The following is a 21,620-nucleotide window of genomic DNA, read 5'->3' on the forward strand; positions in this document are numbered from 1 at the left end:
GCTTTCTGGGCGGGTGAGACATTGCGGGGGAAATTACGACACTTGTCACGGAGGTCACGCGTGCCACAATTACGCCCGGCCCTCTTCGCGGTCGCCCTCACCTTGGCCATCGCGACCCCGGCACAAGCCGCTGCCGGACCCACGATCACCGTCAAGGACGGCCGGACGCAGCCGGTCTTCTCCTACGCCGACGCCGTCCGCGAGCACGTGTACGTCGAGTCCACCGTGGACAGCGACCTCGACGGCGCGCTCGACCGGGTCAGGGTGGACATCATCCGTCCCAAGGAGTCCGGTCCGGGCCTGAAGGTGCCCGTGATCATCGACGAGAGTCCGTACTACGACAACTCCGGGCGTGGGAACGAGGGGGAGCGCAAGGCGTACGACGCCTCCGGCAATGTCACGAAATTCCCCCTGTTCTACGACAACTACTTCGTCCCGCGCGGCTACGCCGTGCTCAACGTGGACATGCTCGGCACCACCAGGTCCGACGGCTGCCCGGACATGGGCGGCAAGGCCGACGTGCTGGGCGGCAAGGCGGTCATCGACTGGCTGAACGGCCGCGCCAAGGCGGTCAGGGCCGACGGCACCCCCGCCGTGGCCGACTGGACCACCGGCAACGCCGCCATGATCGGCAAGTCCTACGACGGCACGCTGGCCAACGCCGTGGCCGCCACCGGCGTCGAGGGCCTGAAGACGATCGTCCCCATCTCGGCCATCAGCTCCTGGTACAAGTACCAGCGCTCGAACGGCGTGGTCTACAACTACGACTACGCCTCCTGGCTGACCAACTACGTCGACACCGACCCCGAGGCCAAGTGCCAGGCCGTCCGCGACCGCATGGACGCCGAGGACGGCGACGACACCGGGAACTACAACGCCTTCTGGAACGAACGCGACTACCTCAAGGGCCTGCTCGGCGACGCCTCGAAGGTCAAGGCCAGCGTCTTCGTCGTGCACACGGTCAACGACCTCAACGTCCGGCCGGACAACTTCTCCGCCTGGTGGCAGGCCCTGGCCCAGCGGAACGTGCCGCGCAAGATCTGGGTCGGCCAGTACCAGCACGTGGACCCGTTCGACTTCGAGGGCCGCAGGGACCTGTGGGTGGACACCCTGCACCGCTGGTTCGACTACTGGCTGCACGGCGTCCGCAACGGGATCACCAACGAGCCCCGCGCCGACGTGCAGCTCGGCCCGGCGCAGTGGACCACCCAGCGCGACTGGCCGGCCCCGTACGCGCTCAAGGCCGTGCTGCGGCCCGCCGCCGACGGCTCGCTCGGCCTGCTCAAGGCCCGCGGCGACAGCACCGCCACCTTCACCGACCTCGCGCTGAGCGAGACCGAGATGGTGGCCGACGTCGGCACGGCCAAGCCGGGCCGCGCCGCCTTCACCACCGGCGCGCTCCCGCTGGACCTGCGCCTGTCCGGCACGCCCACCGCCGACCTGCGGGTCAGGCTCGACAAGCCCACTGCCAACCTGACCGCCCTGCTCGTCGACTTCGGCGAGGACACCCGCGTCGACTGGCGGCGCGGCCAGGGCGTCACCACGCTCACCGAGGAGGACTGCCACGGCGAGAGCACCGCGGCCGACGACGCCTGCTACAAGAAGGTCACCACGAACGTGGCCACCCGGCCGCTGGAGATCGTCGCCCGCGGCTGGATCGACGTCCAGAACCGCGACTCGCTCAGCCAGGCCCAGCCGCTGCCCGTCGGCACCTACGGGACGGTCAGGTGGCAGACGCTGCCGCAGGACTACACCTTCAGGAAGGGCCACCGGATCGGCCTGGTGCTCGCCGGGACCGACACCACCTACACCAGTGAGGAGGGCACCGGCGCGACCGTCACCGTCGACCTGACTCGCAGCAGCGTGACCGTGCCGTTCGTGCTCGGGACGCCGCTGGCCGACGTGCCCAAGGACAGCGCGACGTTCAGGGGGCCGCGACAGCTCGACCTGCCCGAGCCCGAGCCCGGGTTCCGGTTCTTCTAACCGCGCGTGGGGCCCCGGCCGGTCCGGGGCCTCATCGGCAGTTGCTCCAGCGGACGCCGCCGGCGTCGAGCCGCCGCACGCCCTTGTCCCTGGCGATGGTCCAGCCCACCTTCAGGGTGAGCGTGCCGCCGGCGGTCGCCGTGCCGCCGGTGCGCAGGCCGTCGCCGGTGGCGCGGCCCGTCCAGACGATGGTGATCCGGCCGCGCCGCACGTCGGGCCCGCCCGGGCAGCCGGGCCGCGAACGCGGGTCCAGGACGCGGAACGTCGTGCCGTCGACGACGATGCCGCGCGTGCCGGTGGCCGAGACGACCCGGCACGTCCCGGTGCACGCCAGCGAGAACGCCCCGGCCCGCCCGGACCCCAGCCACGCCGACCGGGGCGACACCCGGGCCGTGGGCGCCGCCGGTCTCGGCAGGTCGGCCTGCCGGTCCAGGGACGACAGGGCGGACCCGGCGGCCGGGCCGATCGCGGCCGTCCAGCGCGTGGGCGTCTCGGCCGGGACGGCCGCCTGCGCCGCCGCCCTGGTGACCACCGCCGGATGCGCGCGCGCATTGAGCACGGCCCACACCAGGCCCACCACCAGCAGCCCGACGCCCAGCAGCAGGCCCAGCCTGGCCACCGTGCGGATCGGGGCCTCGGTCTCCTCCTCGGGCTCCGCCGGCTGCTCCCGCCAGAACTCCTGCCAGGGGGCCTCGCCGTCGAACCGGTCGAGACCGCCGGGCTCGCCGTTCCAGCCGATGCCGCCGTACCGGATGATCATCGCGCCGGGCGGGGCGGCGGCGCCGTCACCACCACCGGCCTCACCGCCGCCGACCGGCGCGCTCAACGGACCGGTCACGGGGCTGTTCACCGGGCTGCCGCCCGGCCCGTTGACCGGCCCGTTGACCGGCCCGTTGACCACGGTGCCGCTGAGGCCGCCTTCGGCCCGGTTGTCGTAGACGAGCTTGTCGCCCGGGGAGCCGCCGCGGAAGGGCCGGGCGCGGCTCGTCGGCGTGAACGGGTGCCGCCCGCGTGCCGCCCGCCCCGGGGGCTCCTGGTCGGCGGCGGCCGCGCCCGCCGCCGACCAGGGGTTTCCCGGTGTCGCCGTCGTGGGGTCGGCGACCGGGGGCATCGGCGTCGCCCCCACGCCCGGCGGGGCCGCGAGCGGCTCCACCAGGGTGCGTGCCAGCACGGGGAAGCCGTCCGCCCGCCAGAGGGGTCCCTCTCCGGGCAGCGGCTGCGCCGAGGCGAGCCGGTTGGTCAGTGTGCCGGGCAGCTCCGCGATCGGCAGCCGGCGCAGCAGCGTGGCGGCCGACATGGTGCGGGGCGCGGCCCGGCAGGCGGCGCAGCCCTGGATGTGCCGGCTGATCCGGGCGCGGGCCCGGCGGCCCGGCGAGGTGACCCAGGCCGCCACCCGCGTGGTCAGATCAGGACATCCCGTACGGCCGCGCGCGGCGATGATCGCGGCGAACCAGCCCTCCAGCGCGTCGGCCGCCCGCGCCACCACGGCGCTGACCTCGTCCTGGCTCAGGCTGAAGACGGTGGCCAGCTCGGCGTCGGACAGGCCGTGGCGCAGGGACAGGTCGAGCAGCTCGCGCAGCGGGCGGTCGAGGGAGAGCAGCGCCTCGGGCAGCAGCTCCGACATCCGCCCCGGCCGCGACCAGGAGCCGATGCTGGCCGGCTTGGCCACGAACGCGCGGTGGGCGCGGGCCAGGGCGTAGAGCCAGGGCCGGTGCAGGGCGGGGTCGCGCAGCCGGTCCGCGTAGAGGTGGGCGGACACCAGCGCGCCGGCGGCCGCCTGCTCGGCGTCGCCCGCGGCCAGCTCGGTGCGGCAGTAGTCGTAGAGGCGGGAGCCGTGCGTGTCGCACAGCTCGCGGATGGCCTGGCGCGCTTCGTCCGAGAGCGTTCGCCACATGCGGTGTCGCACCTCCTCAGCGGTGTCAGACGGGCCGGGCCCCACCGGCGGAGCCGGGAACGGTGTCGAGCAGCGAGGCCTGCGCGAGATAGGCCCGCGTGGCCTCCGGGTCGCCGGCGATGGCCCGCAGCCCGGCCATCGCCGCGGCCAGCCGGGCGCTGTCGCGCTCGCGCACGCCGGCCGGCCGCGTCTCGCCGCGCGGCATCACCCGCTGCAGCAGCACGGCCCGCCGCCGCCACGCCCACGCCTCCAGCGCGGTGGGCGGCGCGAACCCGCCGAGCACGGCCGCGATCACCTGGCCGACCTCGACGGCGTCGTGGATGCCGGCGTTCATGTTGAGGCCGCCGACCGTGGAGGTCAGGTGCGCGGCGTCGCCCACGAACAGCACCCGCCCGCAGCGGTAGGAGGTCAGCACGCCCCTGGACAGCCCGAACCGGTCGGCCCCGGTCACGTGGATGGGCCCGCTCGCTCCCGGCAGGGCGCGGCGGACCAGCATCGAGACGTTGGGCGAGGACAGCGGCTCGGTGGCGTCGCAGGGGATCCTGAAGATGATCCGCCAGTGGTCGGGCAGCGCGAGCAGCGTGCACGACTGCTGCACGTCGCGGACGTAGGTGAGCGGCGCCAGGCTCGGCAGCAGCCGGTCGAGCGGCGAGTCGGTGAACACCCGCAGCGCCTGCGTCGGGTAGGCCGACCTGGGGAAGGGCAGCCCCAGCGAGCCGCGCACCGTGCTGTGGCCGCCGTCGGCGGCGATCATGTACCGGGCCCGCGTCCAGGTCTGGCCGACGCGGACCCGGATGCCGGTGCCGCCCTCGGAGACCCCGTCGACGCGGGTGCCGAAGCGCACGTCGACGTCGGGGTAGGCGTTCAGGGCCGCGAGCAGCAGCGGGGTGAGCGCGGCCTGGTCGGCGTGGATCCTGAACGGGTGCTTGGTCAGGCCGTTGAGCCGGTTCATGCCCATCTCGGCCAGCACGATCCCCGACCGGTCGCGCCACTGCACCCGCTCGACCACGCGGCCCTTGGCGACGAGTTGCGAGGCCACGCCCAGCTCGTCGAGCAGGTCGAGCGTGGCCGGATGGAAGGTGCAGGCCCGCGCCTGCCCGGCGAGCTCGTTCTCCCGCTCCAGCACGGTGACCGGGATCCCGGCCCTGGCCAGCGAGAGCGCCGCGGTCAGCCCCGCCGGGCCGGCCCCGACGACGATCACGCCGTTCATGCGGGGCGCCTCCCCTGCTCCGCCATGTGGCGGCGGTAGGGCACCCGGCTGAGCGTGACGTGCTCGCCGATGGCCCGCGACAGGGCCCACCAGGCGGTGCAGAGGTTGGACGTGAGCAGCGTGCGGTCGTTGCCGGCGCTGAGCGGCCCGAGCACGGGCAGCGTGGCCATGCCGGTGCCGGTGAACAGCAGCACCGCGTCGCCGGGCACCTCGGCCCGCTCGACCTGGGTGATCAGCTCGGCCGGGGTGACCGCGTAGGAGGAGTAGCCGCCCTTGGCCGCCCGCACCTGCACGACCTGCGTGACGTTCAGCCCCGCCGTCTTCCAGAAGCGCTCGGCCAGCTCGGTCAGCCACGGCTGGTACGGCGAGACCAGCACGATGTCGCTCACGCCGACGTGTTCCACCGCCTCCCTGGTGGCCTGCGTGGAGGAGGCGAACGGCACGCCGGTCGAGGCCGACAGCCGCGCGCACTGGTCGGCGTCGTCGTCGGGGCCCAGCAGGTAGCGGGACTCGCTGCAGGCCATGACCAGGGCGTCCAGCGGCAGGCCGTCGAACGCGCAGACCATGCCGGGCAGGGCCTCGTTGTAGCTCTCCAGCCGTTCGGCGAGCGACACTCCCCGGTGCACGGGGAATCGGGTGACGTGCATGTCGGCGCGCGAGCCGAGCAGGCGGGTCAGCTCGGGCTCCGCCGAGGGATTGGCGGGGGCGACGATCACGCCCACCCTGCCGCGGCTCATCTCGCACCTTCCGGGTCGGGGACCGTCCGCATGACGGTCAGGCCAGCGCCTGGTCGATCTCGCCGATCGCCTGCACGGACACCTGCCGGATCCGGCGCAGCCGGTGGACGGTGCGCGCCGGGGCCTCGGCCCGCGACGGCTCGTCCCGGCCCTCGCCCCTCGGCTCGGCGGGCTGGGGCCGTGCGCCCCGGGCGTGCACCTCGTGCGGCTGCCGCCTGGACATCTCGTCGGTGAGCATGATCACTCCTGTCGGTCGCGGATCCGGGTGACGCGGGCCGGGCGCGGCCCGCTGACGTCATGGCCACCGGCACGGGGGCCCACGCGGGCGCCGGCCCCCTGAGGGGGCGGTCGATCAGAGCCGTGGCGCCCGTCACGCCGATCGTCCCGCCCGGCGTCGCCGCCGTGCCGGTGGCGCCGGCCGGGGAGCCGGGCGGGCCCGCCTCCCCGGTCGGGGAGGCCGCCGCCCGATCACGGGCGGACGGCCGCGAGGAAAGCCGGCCCCAGGCACTACCCCTTGGTTTGGCCGGCACGCCAGCCGCTACCGCGCCGGCCGACAGCACCGTGCCGACTTTGTCGGGCACGTGACGCACGGTGCCGGAGGGATGGGGTAGCGCCGGAGCCGGCCGCATGAGGGCCGCCGGCACGGCCGCGCGCGGCGCGGGCGGTGCGGGCGGGCCGGTGGGCGGCGAGGCCCGGCGGGGGAGGGGGAGCGGCGTCATCGCGCCGTCTCCGGGTCGAGCGCGGCGGCGGCCCTGTTGGGCACGCTGACGCAGACCATGCGCTCGGTCAGCCCCGCGCGCGGGCCCGAGGCGCGCGAGCGGGCGGGCGGCGCGGTGCCGGCCACCGTGCGCGCGACCCTGGCGGCCAGCGCGAGGTGCTCGGCGCAGCGCCGGCTCACCGTCGACTCCAGCCCGGCCACCTGGGCCAGCCTGAGCCTGATGGGTTCCAGCGACGACCGGCGTTCGAGCCCGTCGAGGTCGGCCAGCCGGGCGGGCCAGCGCAGCGCGTCGCGGCAGCGCTCGACCACCGCGGCGGGCAGCTCGGCGGCGGACAGCCCTTCGTGCCGCAGCCGGGTGGCGATCATGACGGCCGCGAACGACGTGCGGTCGAAGTGGGCCAGCCGCCCGGAAAGGGCCGCGCCCAGCATCCTGGCGCGGTGGCCCAGGCAGACCGCGCTCCAGCCGAGCAGCAGCAGCCGGTCGGGTCCCGGCTCGGTGTGCCAGCCGGCCAGCCGCAGCTCGCGGGCCATGCGGTGGTGCAGACGCCAGCGGTGACGGGGGCTGTCCAGCCAGATCTCGACCCCGCCCAGCGGCAGCTCGGCGACCTGGACGTCGCGGCTCGTCAGCGGGCCGGCGACCCGCGCGCAGATGCGCCGGACGACCTGCTGCTGCCCCCGGGAGACCGGATCCTCCAGGAAGCGTGAGCCGTCGAGGGAGTCCATGGTCACGTCCGGCCACCTCCTTGCCGGAGACTCTCGCGAATCGTCCGGGCTGTTAAGCCACAGTTACCACGCGCTCCGATACTGTGCTGGAAAGAGGGGCTATGTCAACTCACACTTTGCGAATAAGTTGATACCTACCCGCCGGGCAGAGCTGGCCCGCGTGGCAGGGGACAGTGGGGGTCTCGTACCTTAGGCTGGGAAAAGTTCACGGGCGGTAGGAGGTGCGCCGTGGCGAACTTCGCCGAACGGCTCGATCTCGCGCTGACCAAGCGCGGCTTCACGGGCGCCCAGGTCGCCTCCGCCCTCACCGAGGCGGGCATACCCATCACGCGCGCCTACGTCAGCCAGCTGCGCACCGGCAAGCAGACCAACCCCACCCTCCAGGTGCTGCGGGCGCTGGCCGCCTGCCTCCAGGTGAGCGTGGGCTGGCTGGTGGGCGACGAGCACTACGAGTCCGGCGCGGTCGAGGACCTGCAGCTGCGGGCGGCCGCGATCGGCCTGTCGGCCTCCGGGTTGTCGGAGGGGTCGCTGGCCGTCCTGCGCGGCGTGGTCGAGCTGGCGCGCCGGGCCGAGGGCCTGCCGGGCGAGCCGGAGCCGGCGGCCGAGATCCCCGAGGCCGCCACGCCGCTCAACGACTCACAGCGCCGCGCGCTCGGCAAGCGGCTGCACGGCCTGCGCATGGGCGTGCGGCTCTCGGTCGAGCAGGTCGAGGGCTCGCTCGGCAAGGGCGCCGCCGCGATCCCCGCGATCGAGGAGGGCCGTCTCGCGCCCACGCCGATCACGGTCGAGCGCCTGCTCGGCCTCTACGGCGTCACCGCCCCGCCCGTCCGCGAGTACGTGCTCTCGCTGGCCAGGGGCGAGCGCGAGGCCGCCTGGTACGACGCCCAGTCGGTGCCCGTCTGGCTGGCCACGGCCTACGCGCTGGAGCAGCGGGCCACGGTGATCCGCACGTACCATCCCCAGTTCGTCCCGCCGATGTTGCAGACCGAGGACTACGCGCGGGCCGCGATCACCGTGGCCGGGCCGGCCACGCTCGGGCAGTCGTCGGTGGAGGAGGCCCTGGCGCTGGTCATGGCCCGCCAGGAGGCGCTGGCCGGGGCCGGTGACACGGTGTTGTGGGCGGTGATCGACGAGGCCGTGCTGCTGCGCTCGATCGTCGGCCCGCACGCCCAGCTCCGCCAGCTCGACCTGCTGCTCGACCACGCCAAGCGGCCCAACGTCTCGCTGCACGTCGTGCCCATCGACGACCCGGCGTACGTGCCCCGCACCGGCCCGTTCACGCTGTGGCGCTTCGCCGAGGCGTTCGAGCCCGACGTCGCCTGCGCCCACGGCGTCGAGGCCGACGAGCTGATCACCGACGCCGCCGCGGTCGAGACCTACCACCAGGCGTTCACGAAGCTGTCGGTGACGACCACCACCCGCGAGGAGACGTACGAGGTGCTGGAGTCCCACCGCGAACGCCTGTCGCGCTCGACAGCGAAATGATCTCCGGCCGCCGCCATTCAGGTAAGGCATATTTCCGCAGAATTCATGCTTTTCCTGTTGTCTTCCGGCGCGCAACGAGGATCATAAGGTCTGGGTCATCGAGTGGGGTCCGAAAGGACCGGCTTCTCCCGAGATAGTGGGCGAGGGGAAAGGGGCAACACTCAATGCGTCAGCGTGCCATCCGTAACTTGGCGAAGCTGGAGATGACCCGAGCCATGACCACCCGGGTGCTCGACGCGGCCGCGGGCGGGAAGAACAACTTCTCGGCCGACCGCGATCTGGTACGCCGATATGACCAGGCCGCGTCCGTGACGACCACCGCCGCGCGGGCCGTGCTGCAGTTCCTGGTGCGCGTGGTCCGGCATCTGGCGGCCGAAGGCGTGGACCAGTTCGTCGTCGTGGGCAGCGGCGTGCCCAGCGGCCTGCCTCCGGGCGGCCGGTTGCACGACGTGGCCCGCGGCGGCTCCGGAGGCGTGCCCGCCCGGGTGGTCTACGTGGAGAACGACCCGATGGTGCTGGCCGGCGCGCGGGCCACCATCGAGCCGGGCACCGATCTGGTCCGCGTGGTCGAGGGCGACGTGCGCGAGATCGACGCGGTCCTCGGCGACCGGGTGGTGCGCGCCTTCCTCGACTGGGACCGTCCCGTGGCCGTGCTGCTGCTGTCCACCCACAGCCTGGCCGACGACGAGTACGTCCACTACGTGATCGAGCGGGTCCGCCTGGCGGCGTCCGACGGCAGCTACCTGTCGCTGCTGCAGACCACCTTCGACGGCGTGCCGGGCGAGCTGCTGCCGGCGGTCCGGGACCTGCTGGCGATGACGCTGCCCGGCCACGCGATCCGCGGCAGGCAGGAGGTGGCGGCGCTGCTCGACGGGCTGGTGCTGGTCGATCCTGGGCTGGTGTGGGTCCCGGAGTGGCGGCCCGACGACCACGGCGCCGCCTGCTCCGGCCGGCCGAGCTCGTCGGGCACGTACGGCGCCGTGGCGCGCGTCCCGTGAACTCCCAGGCGCCCTGGGCGTCAGGCCCCGGTGAACGCCAGGGCGCCTTCAGGCCCCTGTCGAGGCGGCGGCGGGCGTGGCCGGGTCGCCGGCCGCGCCCTTCGCCGGCTCGACCCCGAACGCCAGCACCGCCACCACCGCCAGGATGAGCGGGACCGCCCCGAGCAGCGCGGTCGTGCCGATCGACGGCGCCGCCGCCCCGGCCACGAGCACGGCGGTCACGGCCACGCCGCCGGCCTTGCCCATCCCCGCCGACAGCCCGGAGCCGCGCGAGCGCACCCGGGTCGGGTAGATCTCCGAGCTGTAGGCGGCCAGCACCGCGGCGATCGTCGCCGTCCCCACGATCGGCCCGGCCAGCAGCAGGTACAGCCAGGTACGGTCGTGCGCCAGCGTCTCGCCGGAGAAGGCCAGCACCGCCAGCGCCACGCCGACCAGCGCCGACAGCGTGACGATCGTCTTCTTCGCGCTCCACAGGCCGTACATGGCGGCCGAGACGAAGATCAGCGGCAGGCCCAGCAGCGTCGAGTCGCGCAGCGCCCGGTCGGCCGTCTGCTGGTCCAGGCCCAGCTTCTGCAGGTTGGACGGGATCCACAGCTGGAAGCCGTAGGTGACCAGGCCGATGCTCAGCCCGAGCACCACGACGGCCACCGTCAGCCCGGTGAACGGCCGGCGGAACAGCCGCGAGTAGCCGCCCGCGTGCTCGTCCTCCACCCGCTCGACGCCGGCGGTGGCCTCCTCGGTGGTGGCGGCCGCGCCGTACCTGGCCAGGACGGCGCGGGCCTCGGCGTCGCGGCCGTGCGCGAGCAGGAAGCGCGGCGACTCGGGGATGAAGCGGTTGAGCAGGATGAGGAACACGCCGGTCGGCAGCCCGACCAGCCACAGCACCCGCCAGGAGAACGTCGGCGCCAGCGACGCCGACAACCAGCTGGCCGCCAGGTAGGCGACCGCCAGGTTGCCGCCGATGAGCACCATCACCCAGCCCTTGTGCCGCGGCGGGATCGTCTCGGCCAGCAGTGAGAACGTGATCGGCAACATGCCGCCCGCGCCCAGCCCCATGGCCACGCACATGGCCAGGTTCCACTCGAAGTCCGGCATGACGCCGCAGATCGCGGTGCCGATGAACAGCACCCCGGCGAACAGGATCGACGGCTTGCGCCCGATCTTGTCGCCCATCCAGCCCCACAGCAGCGAGCCGAGCACCGTCCCGGTGAGCCCGGCCAGCGGCAGCAGCGCCACGGGCAGCTCGCCGGCCGGGTTGAGCGCGGACTTCAGGCCGTACTCCTTGGCCATGCCGGGCGCGACGAAACCGAGCGTGATCGGCTTCATGGCGTCGATGATCACCGCGACCGACATGACCACGATCAGCCCGATGTGCGCCGGCCGCATGCGCGCGTCGTCCAGCGCGCGGACGCGTACCTCGGCGGCCGGTCTGGCCGTCAGCGCGCCGGGCGGGATCAGCCCGTACGCGGTGACCGCCAGCCCCGCCACGATCAGCGCCATGCCGATGGTCATCGGCAGGTCCATCGGCATGCCCGCCAGGCGGTAGTGCATGTCGGCGCCGTGCAGGTACATCGGCAGATGCAGCACGACCCCGGCCACCGTGGCCAGGAAACCGAGCCAGAAGTACAGCGGTCGAGCCAGCTCGACGCCCCCCATTGCCCCTCCGTAAGCAGAACCGTGAGCAGATCCGAGATCAGAGCAGGCGGCCGCCGCGCAGCCGCCATTCGACGAACAACACCCGCATCGGCCCGTTCACGAACAACCACTGGCCGAGCCAGACGAAGGCGAACATCACCGCGAACGCCCACGCCCTGACCGGGCCGGCGACGCCGGGGACGAGCCCGCCGTCCACCAGCACCCACATCAGCAGCCCCTCGGGCACGGCCGTGACCAGCCCGAACAGCGTCGGCCAGTCCTTGTCCCAGCGGAACTGCATGAGCAGGTGGTACAGCAGCTCCCACCCGGCGCCCACGACGGCGACGGCCAGCAGCACGAGGAAGGCGTCCCGGAAGGACATCGGCAGCACCAGGGTGATCAGCGCGGTCAGCGCCGCCCCCACGGTGGCCAGCGTGAACAGCCGGGTCTGCAGCCGCCCGGCCAGCGTCGGGATCAAGCGAGCCTCCTGTTTCCCGCCCACCGCAGCCACTGGGCCGTGGACCGCACCGGCCCGAGCCCCTTGCAGAACCCGCGCCTGGTCAGGTCGGCGGCGATGTCGAGCGCGGCGGTCTGCATGCCGAGGAAGCTGTCCACGGCCAGGAAGTGGTTGCCGGCCGTGGCGGCGCCGGAGGCGTACAGGACGCCGCCCTCGCTCTCGGCGCCGAGCACCTCGAAGTTCTGGCCCACGCTCAGCCGGCCAGCCTTGTTGGGCCGGGCGCCGCCGTGCCGCAGCAGGTCGTCGAGGACGCGGTGCTCCGGCATGTCGGCCTCCAGGCCGGTGCAGTCGATGATGAAGTCGGACACGTACTGCATGGCGGCGGCGTTGACGCTGCGGGTGTGGGTGACCAGGCGGCCGTCGGGGGCCCGTTCGATGCGGTCGACGACGGCCTGCGTGGGGTGGTACCAGTTGCCCTGCCGGCCCCTGCGCATCTGCTCCTGCCAGCGGGCCAGCTTCGGGGTGGTGGTGCCGGCCAGCGCCTTGGAGATCAGGGCGCGCTGCTCGGGCGTGGCCTTCCTGAACCGGGCCTTGAGCTGGCCGCCGAAGGCCGACTTGGGCATCGTGAACGCCTGGTAGGCCCAGCCGTCGCCGCCCTTGCGCCGCATGAACACGCTCGGGCCGTGCGGACCGGCCACGTACGTGCGGAACAGGTGGACGATCTGGGTGTGCAGGCCGTACCGCTCGCGGTCGTCCATCAGGCGCTGGAGCACCCGGGAGGCCACGATCCCGGCGCCGCGCACGACCACCACCCCGGGCCGCTTGCGCAGCTGGTCGTAGACGTGCTCGTGCGGCTCGTAGGCGTTGACCACCCGGTAACGCTCGCCCTGCGCCTGCCGGAACTCCTGGAGGTCGTCGAGGAACTTCAGCCCCGGGTAGCCGACGGCCAGGTGCACGTACTGGGAGCGCAGCACCACCCGCTTGGTCGGCGAGGTGCCCGGCGGCGGCGTCAGCACGGTGAAGTACCCGCCGCCCAGCCGCTTCCTGACCATGCGCACCTGGCCCTTGGCCAGCATGTGCCAGTAGCCGATGCGGTCGGCCTCGCGCCGCACGGTCTGCGTGACCAGCCCGGCGCGCGGGCTGTAGAAGTCGGTGAACAGCGGCTCGGCGAGCACCTGGAGGATCGGCTTGAGCGAGCCGTCCTGCCAGGCCTCCTGCACCGCGTAGGAGGGGAAGCCCCAGATGTTGTCGGGACGCGCCCCGGCGTCGGACCGGATGCGCTCGTGCGCGGGCAGCTGCGAGACGCGGGTCAGGTACTCCCACGTCTGCCAGGGGGTGTCGCTGGTCGAGAGCACCCGCATGGCCGGGATCGGCACGCCTCTGATGCGCAGCACGTCGACCAGCGTGAACGAGCCGAGCCCGCCGCCCACCGACACCAGCGGCACGTCGTGGACGGGGATGCCGGCCGACTGCACCAGCCGGTCCGTCCAGGACGAGGAATGCAGCAGCTCCGGTGTGAGATCTCCCCGTGACATGCTGTGACCGAGCCCTCCCTGTCGCGGTTAAAAGTAGCGTAAAAGCCGGGGATTCAGTCCCACCAGAACGACCAGGCGTGTTGACCGATGATCTGGTCGGCGTACCCCTGGAGGTCGCCCGGTCCCTGCACGACGTTGTCGGGGCAGAACGCCCAGTGCTCGGCGGCGACGTGCAGGGCGTGCTCGGGGTCGGCCGGCGGCGCGGCCACGCTGAGGTCGAGGGTGTTGAACCCGACGCTCACCACGCGGGCCCCGAACCGGTCCTCCCAGCTGCGCACCACGGCCGCCATCGGCACCATCCACTCGTTGTGGTGCAGCGCGCCCTGCCAGCCCATGACCGCCAGCGCGTCGGCCCCCCGGCCGGCCGCGACCAGCCCGAGCGGCATGCCCTTGGGGGCGAGCTCGCGGGCCAGCCAGTCGGCCACGTCGCCGGGGTCGGCGCGGGGCACTCCCGGCGGCGCCAGCCCCGGGCAGAGCGCCCCGTACGGCTCTAACTCCGCCAGCGCGTCGCGCGGCATCTGCGAGACCCACTCCTGCCAGACCTCGGTCATGAACCCCTCGGCGGTGAAGTGGCCGATCAGCATCGGGTCGTCGGGCACGATCTGCCCGATCGCCCACGGCTGGGCCGACTCGTCGAGCAGCACCGGCCACAGGCCGCTGTGCGCGTGCCAGACCCGCATGAACGACCAGTCCTCGCCGGCGGCGTGCTCGTCGCTCATCCAGAACGCCGGCCGGGCCGCCACGACCTGCCGGGTGTAGGCGGGGTCGGGCCAGACCACGTCGCCCGCGGGCAGGCCCGGGGGCAGTCTGCGCCCCCTGCCGCCGTCGGCGAACAGCTGGCACAGCTCAGGTGGCAGCTGGTGATCGTCCATGCCCTACCGTTCCGATACCGAATACCGTCTCGGAGATGGTAGTGCCGCCGGTCGCCCCGGGGCTTTGGTGGCACGCGAAACCTTCTCGGACCAGCGGATGCGGTACTTCACGGCACAATGATGGCTGTGATCCCCTTTGATGCGGTTCTCACCGATCTTGATGGCGTGCTCCGCCTCTTCGACCACACCGTCCAGGCCGAGATCGAGGCCCGGTACGCCCTGCCGCTCATGGCGACGGCGTTCGCCCCCGAGCTGATCGAGCCGGCCATCCTGGGCCGGATCAGCGAGCGCGAATGGCTGGAGGCGGTGGCGGTCGCCCTCGGCGGCGACGAGCGGGCCCGCCGGGCGGTGGCCGAGTTCGGGGCGGTGCCGTTCCGGGTGGACGAGGAGGTCAGGGAGCTGCTGGCCAAGGCGCAGCAGCACGTGCCGGTGGTCATCGTGACCAACGCCATGGACACCGTGGAGGAGCATCTCGACCGGCTGGGGCTCACGTACTTCGCCGACGACCTGGTCAGCAGCGCCAGGGTCGGCGTGATCAAACCCGATCCGCGCATCTACGAGATCGCCGCCGAACGCGCCGGGGCCGACCCCGCGCGCTGCCTGTTCGTCGACGACCGGCTGCCGAACGTAGAGGCCGCCAGGGCGCTCGGCATGACGGGCGTCCACTACCGCACCGTCGCCGACCTGGCGGCCGTCCTCGGCGGGCTCTGAGGCCGGACGTGCGCCGGCCCCGCCCGCGGGAGAGCGGGCGGGGCCGGCGGGCGGGTCAGTCGGCGCAGATGGCGAACACGCTGATGCCGACGTCGTTGTAACCGATCTGGCGGCCGAGGGCGATCCAGCCGCGGGCGTCATCGGTGGGGAACGACCCCACCAGGATCGCGCCGTTGCCGCGGGCCTCGCCGCCGCCGCCGAGCACGTGCTTGGAGCCCGGGCAGTAGACGGTGCGGCGCTGGAAGTTGGGGACGTTGGCGTTGGGCAGGGTGACGAGCTGGTAGCCGGGCGGCAGCGCGGCGCGCGTGGCCGCCGACACGGGACTGGACGCCTGGAGGGCCACGACGGTGGCCGTCACGCAGGCCGCGGTGGCGAGGGCGATGACGGAAAGGAACAGAGACTTCTTGACGGACATGGTCTCTCCTTGTCCTGTTCCCTGACAGGCACGGTTTCCGGGCAGCACACGACACGCCGGCTCATGCGGTGCTTAAGGGGGCGACGTGAGAGCAGGGATGAGGGTGTTGACACGTTGAGTATCTGCTCCGTCGCATTCCGTGTCCATATGTGGTTCGCAGGTTTTCCGGGAATCCGGGTTTCCGGCGCGGCCCGCGCCGGCCGCGCCGGAAACGTTCCGTGGCCCCGGTCGTGGCTGCGCTCAGTAGCCGCCACTGCCGCCGTAGGGCGACTTCGTCTTGGGGGCGGCGGAGCGGGTGGGCGCCGGCGTGCTCGCGGGGGCGGCGGCCGTGGAGGTCGGCTTCGTGCCGGCGGGGGCGATCACGCCGATCAGGCCGTGCTTGGCGCCCTCGATGCCGGCCGAGAACCACAGCGTGTTCACGCCGCCGGTGGCCGCGGTGCCCGGTTCGAGGTCCCACAGGCCGGGGAGCTTGACGGGCCGGCCGCCGGACGTGGTGATCGCGCCCAGGTGGCGGTCGCCCTTGTAGGCGTGCACGGTGCCGTCGCCGAAGTTGCCGACCAGCAGGGCGCCCGCGTACTGGCCCCAGCCGCGCGGCGCGGCGGTCATGGCCCAGGGGGCGTCGAGCCCGACCCTGGAGATGCGCCCGGTCAGACGGCCGTCGGCGTTGAAGCGGCTCACGAAGCCCTTGCCGGCGCCGAAGACGGGCTTGCCGGTGGTACGGTCGCGCAGCGCGTACGCCACCCAGACGCTGCCGTTGACCACGGCCACGTTGTAGGCGTTGTAGCCGCGCGGCACCCGCGAGTCCTGGAACTGCCAGCCGGCCAGGCGGATGCGCCGGAAGTTCTCGTCGAAGGCGTGCACCCGGCCGTGGGCGAAGTCGGCGGCCAGCAGGAACTCGCCCTCGTTGGTCCGTACGAGCTCCAGGCCCTTGTAGTCGGCGCCGCGGGTGAACGCGGCGATCACGGCGTTGGCCGGGTCGGCCTCGGCGTTCCAGCCGGTGATCGCGCCGCTCGGGCTGCAGAAGATGAACGTGGCCGGTCGCCCCTTCACGGTGAAGCCGTCACCCGGGTTGAACACCTGGCCGGTCGGGGAGCCGCCCGGGATCCACACCTCCGTCTTCTCCTTACGGCCCGTGCCGGAGTAGACGGTGGCGGTGCCGGTGCCGGCGTTGGAGACCCACAAGGTCTTGCCCATGGCCAGGCCCCACGGGTTGACGACCTTGGGGTCGGTGACCGGGGCCTTGCCCTTGACGTCCGACACAAGGTTGATGACGTCGAAACGGGTCCTGGTGGTCGCCTGCGCGGGGGCGGTGAGGGTCGTCCCCGCCACGACGGCGACAGCGCAGAGCGTGATGATGCGGAGCCGCATCCGTGCCTCCTAGTGAGCGCTTGTGACGCGAGATACGCGGCGGACGCGGAGCGGGTTCAGCGGGGCCGGAAATACCGGCGGGCGAGTTTTCCCGTCCAGGGCGGGGGAGAAGGAGAGTCATGAACGTGTTGGGCATCGACATCGGCGGTTCGGGAATCAAGGGCGCCCCGGTCGACACCGAGGCCGGAGAGCTCGTCCAGGAGCGGTTGCGCATCGCCACGCCCCAGCCGGCCAAGCCCGAGGGGGTGGCCGAGGTGGTGGCCGAGATAGTCAAGCATTTCGACTGGGACGGCCCGGTCGGCGTCACCTTCCCCGGCGTCGTCGTCGACGGGGTCGTGCAGACGGCGGCCAACGTCCACCACTCGTGGATCGGCGTCGACGCCGCCGCGCTCTTCGGCGGGGCGACGGTGCTCAACGACGCCGACGCCGCCGGCATCGCCGAGATGACCTTCGGCAGGGGCCGCGACCAGAAGGGCACGGTGCTGATCCTGACCTTCGGCACCGGCATCGGCAGCGCCCTGTTCGCCGACGGCACACTCGTCTGCAACACCGAACTCGGCCACCTGGAGCTGCGCGGCAAGGACGCCGAGGATCGCGCGTCGGCGCGGGCCCGCGAGGAGCACGACCTGAGCTGGGAGAAGTGGGCCGAGCGGGTCGAGGAGTACCTCAGGCACGTGGAGATGCTGTTCTCGCCGGGGCTGATCGTGATCGGCGGGGGCGTGAGCAAGAAGGCCGACAAGTTCCTGCCGCACGTCACCATCGACACCCCCGTGGTGCCCGCCGCCCTGCAGAACGAGGCCGGCATCATCGGCGCCGCCCGCCACGCCGCCACCATCCGGCCGGCGCGGTAGGGGGGCCGCGGCCGCCGTCCCGGCGCGGCCGGGGAGCGCGGCCGCGACCCCGGCGCGATATTGGGATGCGGGGGGCGGGTCTCGTCGGGCACCATGGGCCGTTGGCTCCGGGGCCACGGGGCTCAAATATCCTGAAAGCAGTATGGGAACGCCTTCGTTGTCCTCTCCGCTCGCCGACCTCCAGTCCCGCCTGCCCGAGCTCATGCCGCGCGACCAGCGGCGGCTGCGGCGCAGGCTCGACGGCATGCGCCGGGTCCGCTCCCGCGACGCCCGGGACAAGATCGTCACCGAGATCCTCGCCGACGTCGAGCGCGCCGAGCAGCGGCTGGCGCGCCGCCGCGAGGCCGTGCCGCAGGTCCGCTACCCGGAGAACCTGCCGGTCTCCCAGCGCAAGGACGACATCCTGGCCGCCATCCGCGACCACCAGGTCGTGATCATCGCGGGCGAGACGGGCTCCGGCAAGACCACCCAGATCCCCAAGATCTGCCTTGAGCTCGGGCGCGGCGTGCGCGGGCTGATCGGCCACACCCAGCCGCGCCGCATCGCCGCCCGCACCGTCGCCGAGCGCGTCGCCGAGGAGCTCGGCACCGAGCTCGGCGAGGTCGTCGGCTACAAGGTGCGCTTCACCGACCAGGCGAGCGACCGCACGCTGGTCAAGCTGATGACCGACGGCATCCTGCTGGCCGAGCTGCAGAACGACCGCATGCTCGACCAGTACGACACCCTGATCATCGACGAGGCCCACGAGCGCAGCCTCAACATCGACTTCATCCTCGGCTACCTCAAACAGCTCCTCCCGCAGCGCCCCGACCTCAAGGTCGTCATCACCAGCGCCACCATCGACCCCGAGCGCTTCTCCCGCCACTTCGGCGACGCGCCGATCATCGAGGTCTCCGGCCGCACCTACCCGGTCGAGGTCCGCTACCGCCCGCTGGCGGAGGACGACGACCAGACCGGCGGCATCGTCGACGCCTGCCGCGAGCTGGTCACCGAGGGGCCGGGCGACATCCTGGTCTTCCTGTCCGGCGAGCGGGAGATCCGCGACGCCGCCGACGCCCTGTCCAAGGCCGACTTCCGCAACACCGAGATCCTGCCGCTCTACGCCCGGCTGAGCGCCGCCGAGCAGCACCGCGTCTTCCAGCGCCACACCGGCCGCCGGATCGTGCTGGCCACCAACGTGGCCGAGACCTCGCTGACCGTGCCCGGCATCAAATACGTGGTCGATCCGGGTTTCGCCCGCATCTCCCGCTACAGCCACCGCACCAAGGTCCAGCGCCTGCCCATCGAGCCCATCTCGCAGGCCAGCGCCAACCAGCGCAAGGGCCGCTCGGGCCGCACCTCCGACGGCATCTGCATCCGGCTCTACGAGGAGGAGGACTTCCTCTCCCGGCCGGAGTTCACCGACCCCGAGATCCTGCGCACCAACCTGGCCTCGGTCATCCTGCAGATGACCTCGATCGGGCTGGGCGACATCGAGGCGTTCCCGTTCGTCGAGCCGCCCGACCGCCGGCAGGTCAAGGACGGCGTCAACCTGCTCCACGAGCTGGGCGCGTTCGACGCCCAGGGCAAGCTCACCGGAATCGGCCGCAAGCTGGCGAGCCTGCCGGTCGACCCGCGCCTCGGCCGCATGGTGCTGGAGGCCGAGAAGAACGGCTGCCTGCGCGAGGTCATGGTGATCGCCTCCGCCCTGTCCATCCAGGACCCGCGCGAGCGGCCGTCCGACAAGCAGCAGCAGGCCGACGAGAAGCACCGGCGCTTCGCCGACCCCGAGTCCGACTTCCTGACCTACCTCAACCTGTGGAACTACCTGCGCGACAAGCAGAAGGAGCTGTCCTCCAGCGCGTTCCGGCGGCTGTGCAAGGCCGAGTTCCTCAACTACCTGCGGGTCCGCGAGTGGCAGGACATCTACAGCCAGGTCCGCCAGGCGCTCGGCGCCCAGCCCGGCAGCGTGCCCGCCGACCCCTACCAGGTGCACGTGTCGCTGCTGGTCGGGCTGCTGTCGCACATCGGCGTCAAGGACGTCATGGACAAGCAGCGCGCCGCCGACGGGCGGCGGCCGATGCAGGAGTACATCGGCGCGCGCAACGCCCGCTTCGCGATCTTCCCCGGCTCGGCCCTGGCCAAGAAGCAGCCGCAGTGGGTGATGTCGGCCGAGCTGGTCGAGACCTCGCGGCTGTGGGCCCGGGTCAACGCCAAGATCGAGCCCGACTGGGTCGAGCCGCTCGCCCAGCACCTGGTCAAGCGCACCTACTCCGAGCCCCACTGGGAGAAGAACCAGGGCGCGGTGATCGCCCTGGAGAAGGTCACCCTGTACGGCGTGCCGCTCGTGGTCGGCCGCAAGGTCAACTACGGCCGCATCGACCCCGACCTGTCGCGCGAGCTGTTCATCCGGCACGCCCTGGTCGAGGGCGACTGGGACACCCACCACCGCTTCCTCAAGGACAACCGCCGGCTGCTCGAAGAGGTCGAGGAGCTGGAGAACCGGGCCCGCCGCCGCGACATCATGGTCGACGAGGAGGTCCTGTACGACTTCTACGACCAGCGCGTCCCGGCCGACGTCGTCTCGGCCAGGCACTTCGACTCCTGGTGGAAGAAGGCCGGGCGCGAGCAGCCCGAGTTGCTCACGTTCTCGCCGGAGATGCTGGTCAACGAGGGCGCCGACATCAGCGCCCGCGACTATCCCGACACCTGGAAGCAGCTCGGTCAGCGGATGAAGCTGACCTACCAGTTCGAGCCGGGCGCCAACGCCGACGGCGTCACCGTCCACGTGCCGTTGCAGGTGCTCAACCAGGTCAACTCCGACGGCTTCGACTGGCAGATCCCGGGCCTGCGCGAAGACCTGATCACCGCGCTGATCCGGTCGCTGCCCAAACACCTGCGCCGCAACTTCGTGCCCGCCCCCAACTACGCCAGGCAAGTGCTGACCGGGGTCAGGCAGGGCGGCGAGCCGCTGCTGGAGGCCGTGGAGCGCGAGCTGCTGCGGCTCACCGGCGTCCGGGTGCCGCGCGAGGCCTGGCAGCTCGACCAGGTGCCCGACCACCTGCGCATCACCTACCGGGTGATCGACGAGCGCAAGCGCACGGTGGCCGAGGACAAAGACCTCGACGCGCTCAAGCGCCGGCTCGCGCCGCGCCTGCGCAAGACCCTGTCGGAGGCCGGCGACGACCTGGAGCGCACCGGCCTGCGCACCTGGAGCTTCGGCACCCTGCCCAAGGTGTTCGAACAGGGCCGGATGAAGGGTTACCCGGCGCTCGTCGACGCGGGCGAGTCGGTCTCCGTCAAGATCTTCGAGACGGCCGCCGAGCAGCGCCGCGCCCACTGGCCCGGCACCCGCCGGCTGCTCCTGCTCAACGTCACCAACCCGGCCAGGTCGCTGCTCGGCGGCCTGTCCAACCAGGCCAAGCTGGCGCTGTCGCGCAGCCCCCACGGCGGCGCCGTGGCGCTGTTCGACGACGTCGTCAACGCGGCCGTCGACAAGCTCATGCTCGACCTCGGCGGCCCGGCTTGGGACCCGGCCGGCTTCGACCGCCTCCACCAGCACGTCCGGGCCGAGCTGCACGACACGGCGGCCGACGTGCTGGCCAAGGTCGAGCAGATCCTGAGCGTCTGGCACGCCGTGGGCACCCGCCTCGACGGCCTGCGCGCGAGCGCCTCGACCGACGACGTGCGCGAGCAGCTCGGCAAGCTCGTCTTCAAGGGCTTCGTCACCGCCACCGGCACCCGCCGCCTGCCCGACGTCCTGCGTTACCTGCGGGCCATCGAGCGGCGTCTCACCAAGCTCCCGGAGGAGCCCTGGCGGGACGAGGAGTGGATGGACCGCGTGCACAAGATCGAGGACGACTACCACGACCTGCTGGCGAGCCTCCACCCGGCCCGCCGGGGCGACCCCGACGTGACGGAGATCCGCTGGATGATCGAGGAGCTGCGGGTCAGCTTCTTCGCCCAGACCCTCGGCACCCCCACGCCGGTGTCGGAGAAACGCATCGCCAAGGCGATGGAGAAGCTGCAGCCCTGAACCCGGGGCCGCA

17 protein-coding genes are annotated in these 21,620 nt (G+C 72.6%); 6 read left to right on the forward strand and 11 right to left on the reverse strand.

What is annotated here, in order from left to right:
• The first annotated feature begins 60 nt into the window (after nt 1-60).
• Nucleotides 61-1,983 carry a Xaa-Pro dipeptidyl-peptidase gene (locus tag ACIBK9_RS37130; RefSeq protein ID WP_397163404.1) on the forward strand — a complete coding sequence of 641 codons (1,923 nt, stop codon included), beginning with the start codon at nt 61-63 and terminating at the stop codon, nt 1,981-1,983.
• A gap of 31 nt (nt 1,984-2,014) precedes the next feature.
• Here the strand turns inward: ACIBK9_RS37130 and ACIBK9_RS37135 are convergent, their stop codons facing one another.
• The 5 genes from ACIBK9_RS37135 to ACIBK9_RS37155 form a co-directional block, all read right to left on the reverse strand.
• A complete protein-coding gene (locus tag ACIBK9_RS37135; protein WP_397163405.1) occupies nt 2,015-3,877 on the reverse strand; it encodes a hypothetical protein in 1,863 nt (620 codons plus the stop codon).
• 25 nt (nt 3,878-3,902) lie between these two features.
• Nucleotides 3,903-5,087: an FAD-dependent oxidoreductase gene (locus ACIBK9_RS37140; protein ID WP_387663801.1), complete on the reverse strand. Its 1,185-nt coding sequence runs from the start codon at nt 5,085-5,087 to the stop codon at nt 3,903-3,905.
• Nucleotides 5,084-5,824 carry a hypothetical protein gene (locus tag ACIBK9_RS37145; protein WP_352358998.1) on the reverse strand — a complete coding sequence of 247 codons (741 nt, stop codon included), beginning with the start codon at nt 5,822-5,824 and terminating at the stop codon, nt 5,084-5,086. Before ACIBK9_RS37145 ends, ACIBK9_RS37140 begins: the two co-directional genes overlap by 4 nt.
• A gap of 37 nt (nt 5,825-5,861) precedes the next feature.
• The gene (locus tag ACIBK9_RS37150) at nt 5,862-6,062 is read right to left on the reverse strand and encodes a hypothetical protein (protein WP_358284467.1); all 201 of its coding nucleotides are present in this window, start codon (nt 6,060-6,062) and stop codon (nt 5,862-5,864) included.
• Nucleotides 6,063-6,539: 477 nt separating this feature from the next.
• Nucleotides 6,540-7,271, reverse strand: coding sequence for a hypothetical protein (locus ACIBK9_RS37155; protein WP_397163406.1), 732 nt, complete (start codon nt 7,269-7,271; stop codon nt 6,540-6,542).
• A 222-nt stretch (nt 7,272-7,493) separates the two neighbouring features.
• On the opposite strand from ACIBK9_RS37155, the gene ACIBK9_RS37160 reads away from it, so the two are divergent.
• Both ACIBK9_RS37160 and ACIBK9_RS37165 read left to right on the forward strand, forming a co-directional pair.
• Complete coding sequence (locus ACIBK9_RS37160; RefSeq protein WP_387663807.1) at nt 7,494-8,750, forward strand: Scr1 family TA system antitoxin-like transcriptional regulator; 1,257 nt, start codon at nt 7,494-7,496, stop codon at nt 8,748-8,750.
• A 188-nt stretch (nt 8,751-8,938) separates the two neighbouring features.
• Nucleotides 8,939-9,748: an SAM-dependent methyltransferase gene (locus ACIBK9_RS37165; protein WP_397163407.1), complete on the forward strand. Its 810-nt coding sequence runs from the start codon at nt 8,939-8,941 to the stop codon at nt 9,746-9,748.
• 48 nt (nt 9,749-9,796) lie between these two features.
• On the opposite strand, the gene ACIBK9_RS37170 is transcribed toward ACIBK9_RS37165, so the two are convergent.
• Genes ACIBK9_RS37170 through ACIBK9_RS37185 form a run of 4 tightly spaced genes read right to left on the reverse strand, consistent with a single transcriptional unit; the run spans nt 9,797 to nt 14,247 of the window.
• A complete protein-coding gene (locus tag ACIBK9_RS37170; RefSeq protein ID WP_358284473.1) occupies nt 9,797-11,404 on the reverse strand; it encodes an MFS transporter in 1,608 nt (535 codons plus the stop codon).
• A 37-nt stretch (nt 11,405-11,441) separates the two neighbouring features.
• On the reverse strand, nt 11,442-11,861 hold the full coding sequence (locus ACIBK9_RS37175; RefSeq protein WP_358284475.1) for a hypothetical protein: 420 nt from the start codon (nt 11,859-11,861) through the stop codon (nt 11,442-11,444).
• Nucleotides 11,858-13,375: a hypothetical protein gene (locus ACIBK9_RS37180; protein ID WP_397163409.1), complete on the reverse strand. Its 1,518-nt coding sequence runs from the start codon at nt 13,373-13,375 to the stop codon at nt 11,858-11,860. The genes ACIBK9_RS37175 and ACIBK9_RS37180 overlap by 4 nt, the downstream gene beginning before the upstream one ends.
• A gap of 53 nt (nt 13,376-13,428) precedes the next feature.
• Nucleotides 13,429-14,247, reverse strand: a complete 819-nt coding sequence (locus ACIBK9_RS37185) for a DUF4253 domain-containing protein (protein WP_397163410.1) — start codon at nt 14,245-14,247, stop codon at nt 13,429-13,431.
• Nucleotides 14,248-14,367: 120 nt separating this feature from the next.
• Between ACIBK9_RS37185 and ACIBK9_RS37190 the strand changes: the two genes are divergently transcribed.
• Entirely contained in the window at nt 14,368-14,958 is a 591-nt protein-coding gene (locus ACIBK9_RS37190; RefSeq protein WP_397163540.1) for an HAD family hydrolase, read from the forward strand.
• Between the two features lie 55 nt (nt 14,959-15,013).
• Here ACIBK9_RS37190 and ACIBK9_RS37195 read toward each other — a convergent pair whose 3' ends face one another.
• Complete coding sequence (locus ACIBK9_RS37195) at nt 15,014-15,373, reverse strand: hypothetical protein (protein ID WP_397163412.1); 360 nt, start codon at nt 15,371-15,373, stop codon at nt 15,014-15,016.
• Nucleotides 15,374-15,613: 240 nt separating this feature from the next.
• Nucleotides 15,614-16,741: a TIGR03118 family protein gene (locus ACIBK9_RS37200; RefSeq protein ID WP_397163414.1), complete on the reverse strand. Its 1,128-nt coding sequence runs from the start codon at nt 16,739-16,741 to the stop codon at nt 15,614-15,616.
• A 119-nt stretch (nt 16,742-16,860) separates the two neighbouring features.
• Here ACIBK9_RS37200 and ppgK point away from each other — a divergent pair, with 119 nt between their 5' ends.
• Both ppgK and hrpA read left to right on the forward strand, forming a co-directional pair.
• Nucleotides 16,861-17,592 carry a polyphosphate--glucose phosphotransferase gene (ppgK, locus tag ACIBK9_RS37205; RefSeq protein ID WP_397163415.1) on the forward strand — a complete coding sequence of 244 codons (732 nt, stop codon included), beginning with the start codon at nt 16,861-16,863 and terminating at the stop codon, nt 17,590-17,592.
• 142 nt (nt 17,593-17,734) lie between these two features.
• Complete coding sequence (hrpA, locus tag ACIBK9_RS37210; RefSeq protein WP_397163417.1) at nt 17,735-21,607, forward strand: ATP-dependent RNA helicase HrpA; 3,873 nt, start codon at nt 17,735-17,737, stop codon at nt 21,605-21,607.
• Nucleotides 21,608-21,620 lie beyond the last annotated feature (13 nt).

The organism is Nonomuraea sp. NPDC050227, assembly GCF_044459705.1.
Classification (GTDB): Bacteria; Actinomycetota; Actinomycetes; order Streptosporangiales; family Streptosporangiaceae; genus Nonomuraea.

Excerpts from the sequence above, each read along its gene's own strand:
- ACIBK9_RS37135 (WP_397163405.1), bottom strand. The coding sequence starts at position 3,877 with ATGTGGCGAACGCTCTCGGACGAAGCGCGCCAGGCCATCCGCGAGCTG.
- ACIBK9_RS37140 (WP_387663801.1), bottom strand. The coding sequence starts at position 5,087 with ATGAACGGCGTGATCGTCGTCGGGGCCGGCCCGGCGGGGCTGACCGCG.
- ACIBK9_RS37145 (WP_352358998.1), bottom strand. The coding sequence starts at position 5,824 with ATGAGCCGCGGCAGGGTGGGCGTGATCGTCGCCCCCGCCAATCCCTCG.
- ACIBK9_RS37150 (WP_358284467.1), bottom strand. The coding sequence starts at position 6,062 with ATGCTCACCGACGAGATGTCCAGGCGGCAGCCGCACGAGGTGCACGCC.
- ACIBK9_RS37170 (WP_358284473.1), bottom strand. The coding sequence starts at position 11,404 with ATGGGGGGCGTCGAGCTGGCTCGACCGCTGTACTTCTGGCTCGGTTTC.
- ACIBK9_RS37180 (WP_397163409.1), bottom strand. The coding sequence starts at position 13,375 with ATGTCACGGGGAGATCTCACACCGGAGCTGCTGCATTCCTCGTCCTGG.
- ACIBK9_RS37185 (WP_397163410.1), bottom strand. The coding sequence starts at position 14,247 with ATGGACGATCACCAGCTGCCACCTGAGCTGTGCCAGCTGTTCGCCGAC.
- ACIBK9_RS37190 (WP_397163540.1), top strand. The coding sequence starts at position 14,368 with ATGGCTGTGATCCCCTTTGATGCGGTTCTCACCGATCTTGATGGCGTG.
- ACIBK9_RS37195 (WP_397163412.1), bottom strand. The coding sequence starts at position 15,373 with ATGTCCGTCAAGAAGTCTCTGTTCCTTTCCGTCATCGCCCTCGCCACC.
- ACIBK9_RS37200 (WP_397163414.1), bottom strand. The coding sequence starts at position 16,741 with ATGCGGCTCCGCATCATCACGCTCTGCGCTGTCGCCGTCGTGGCGGGG.
- ppgK (WP_397163415.1), top strand. The coding sequence starts at position 16,861 with ATGAACGTGTTGGGCATCGACATCGGCGGTTCGGGAATCAAGGGCGCC.
- hrpA (WP_397163417.1), top strand. The coding sequence starts at position 17,735 with ATGGGAACGCCTTCGTTGTCCTCTCCGCTCGCCGACCTCCAGTCCCGC.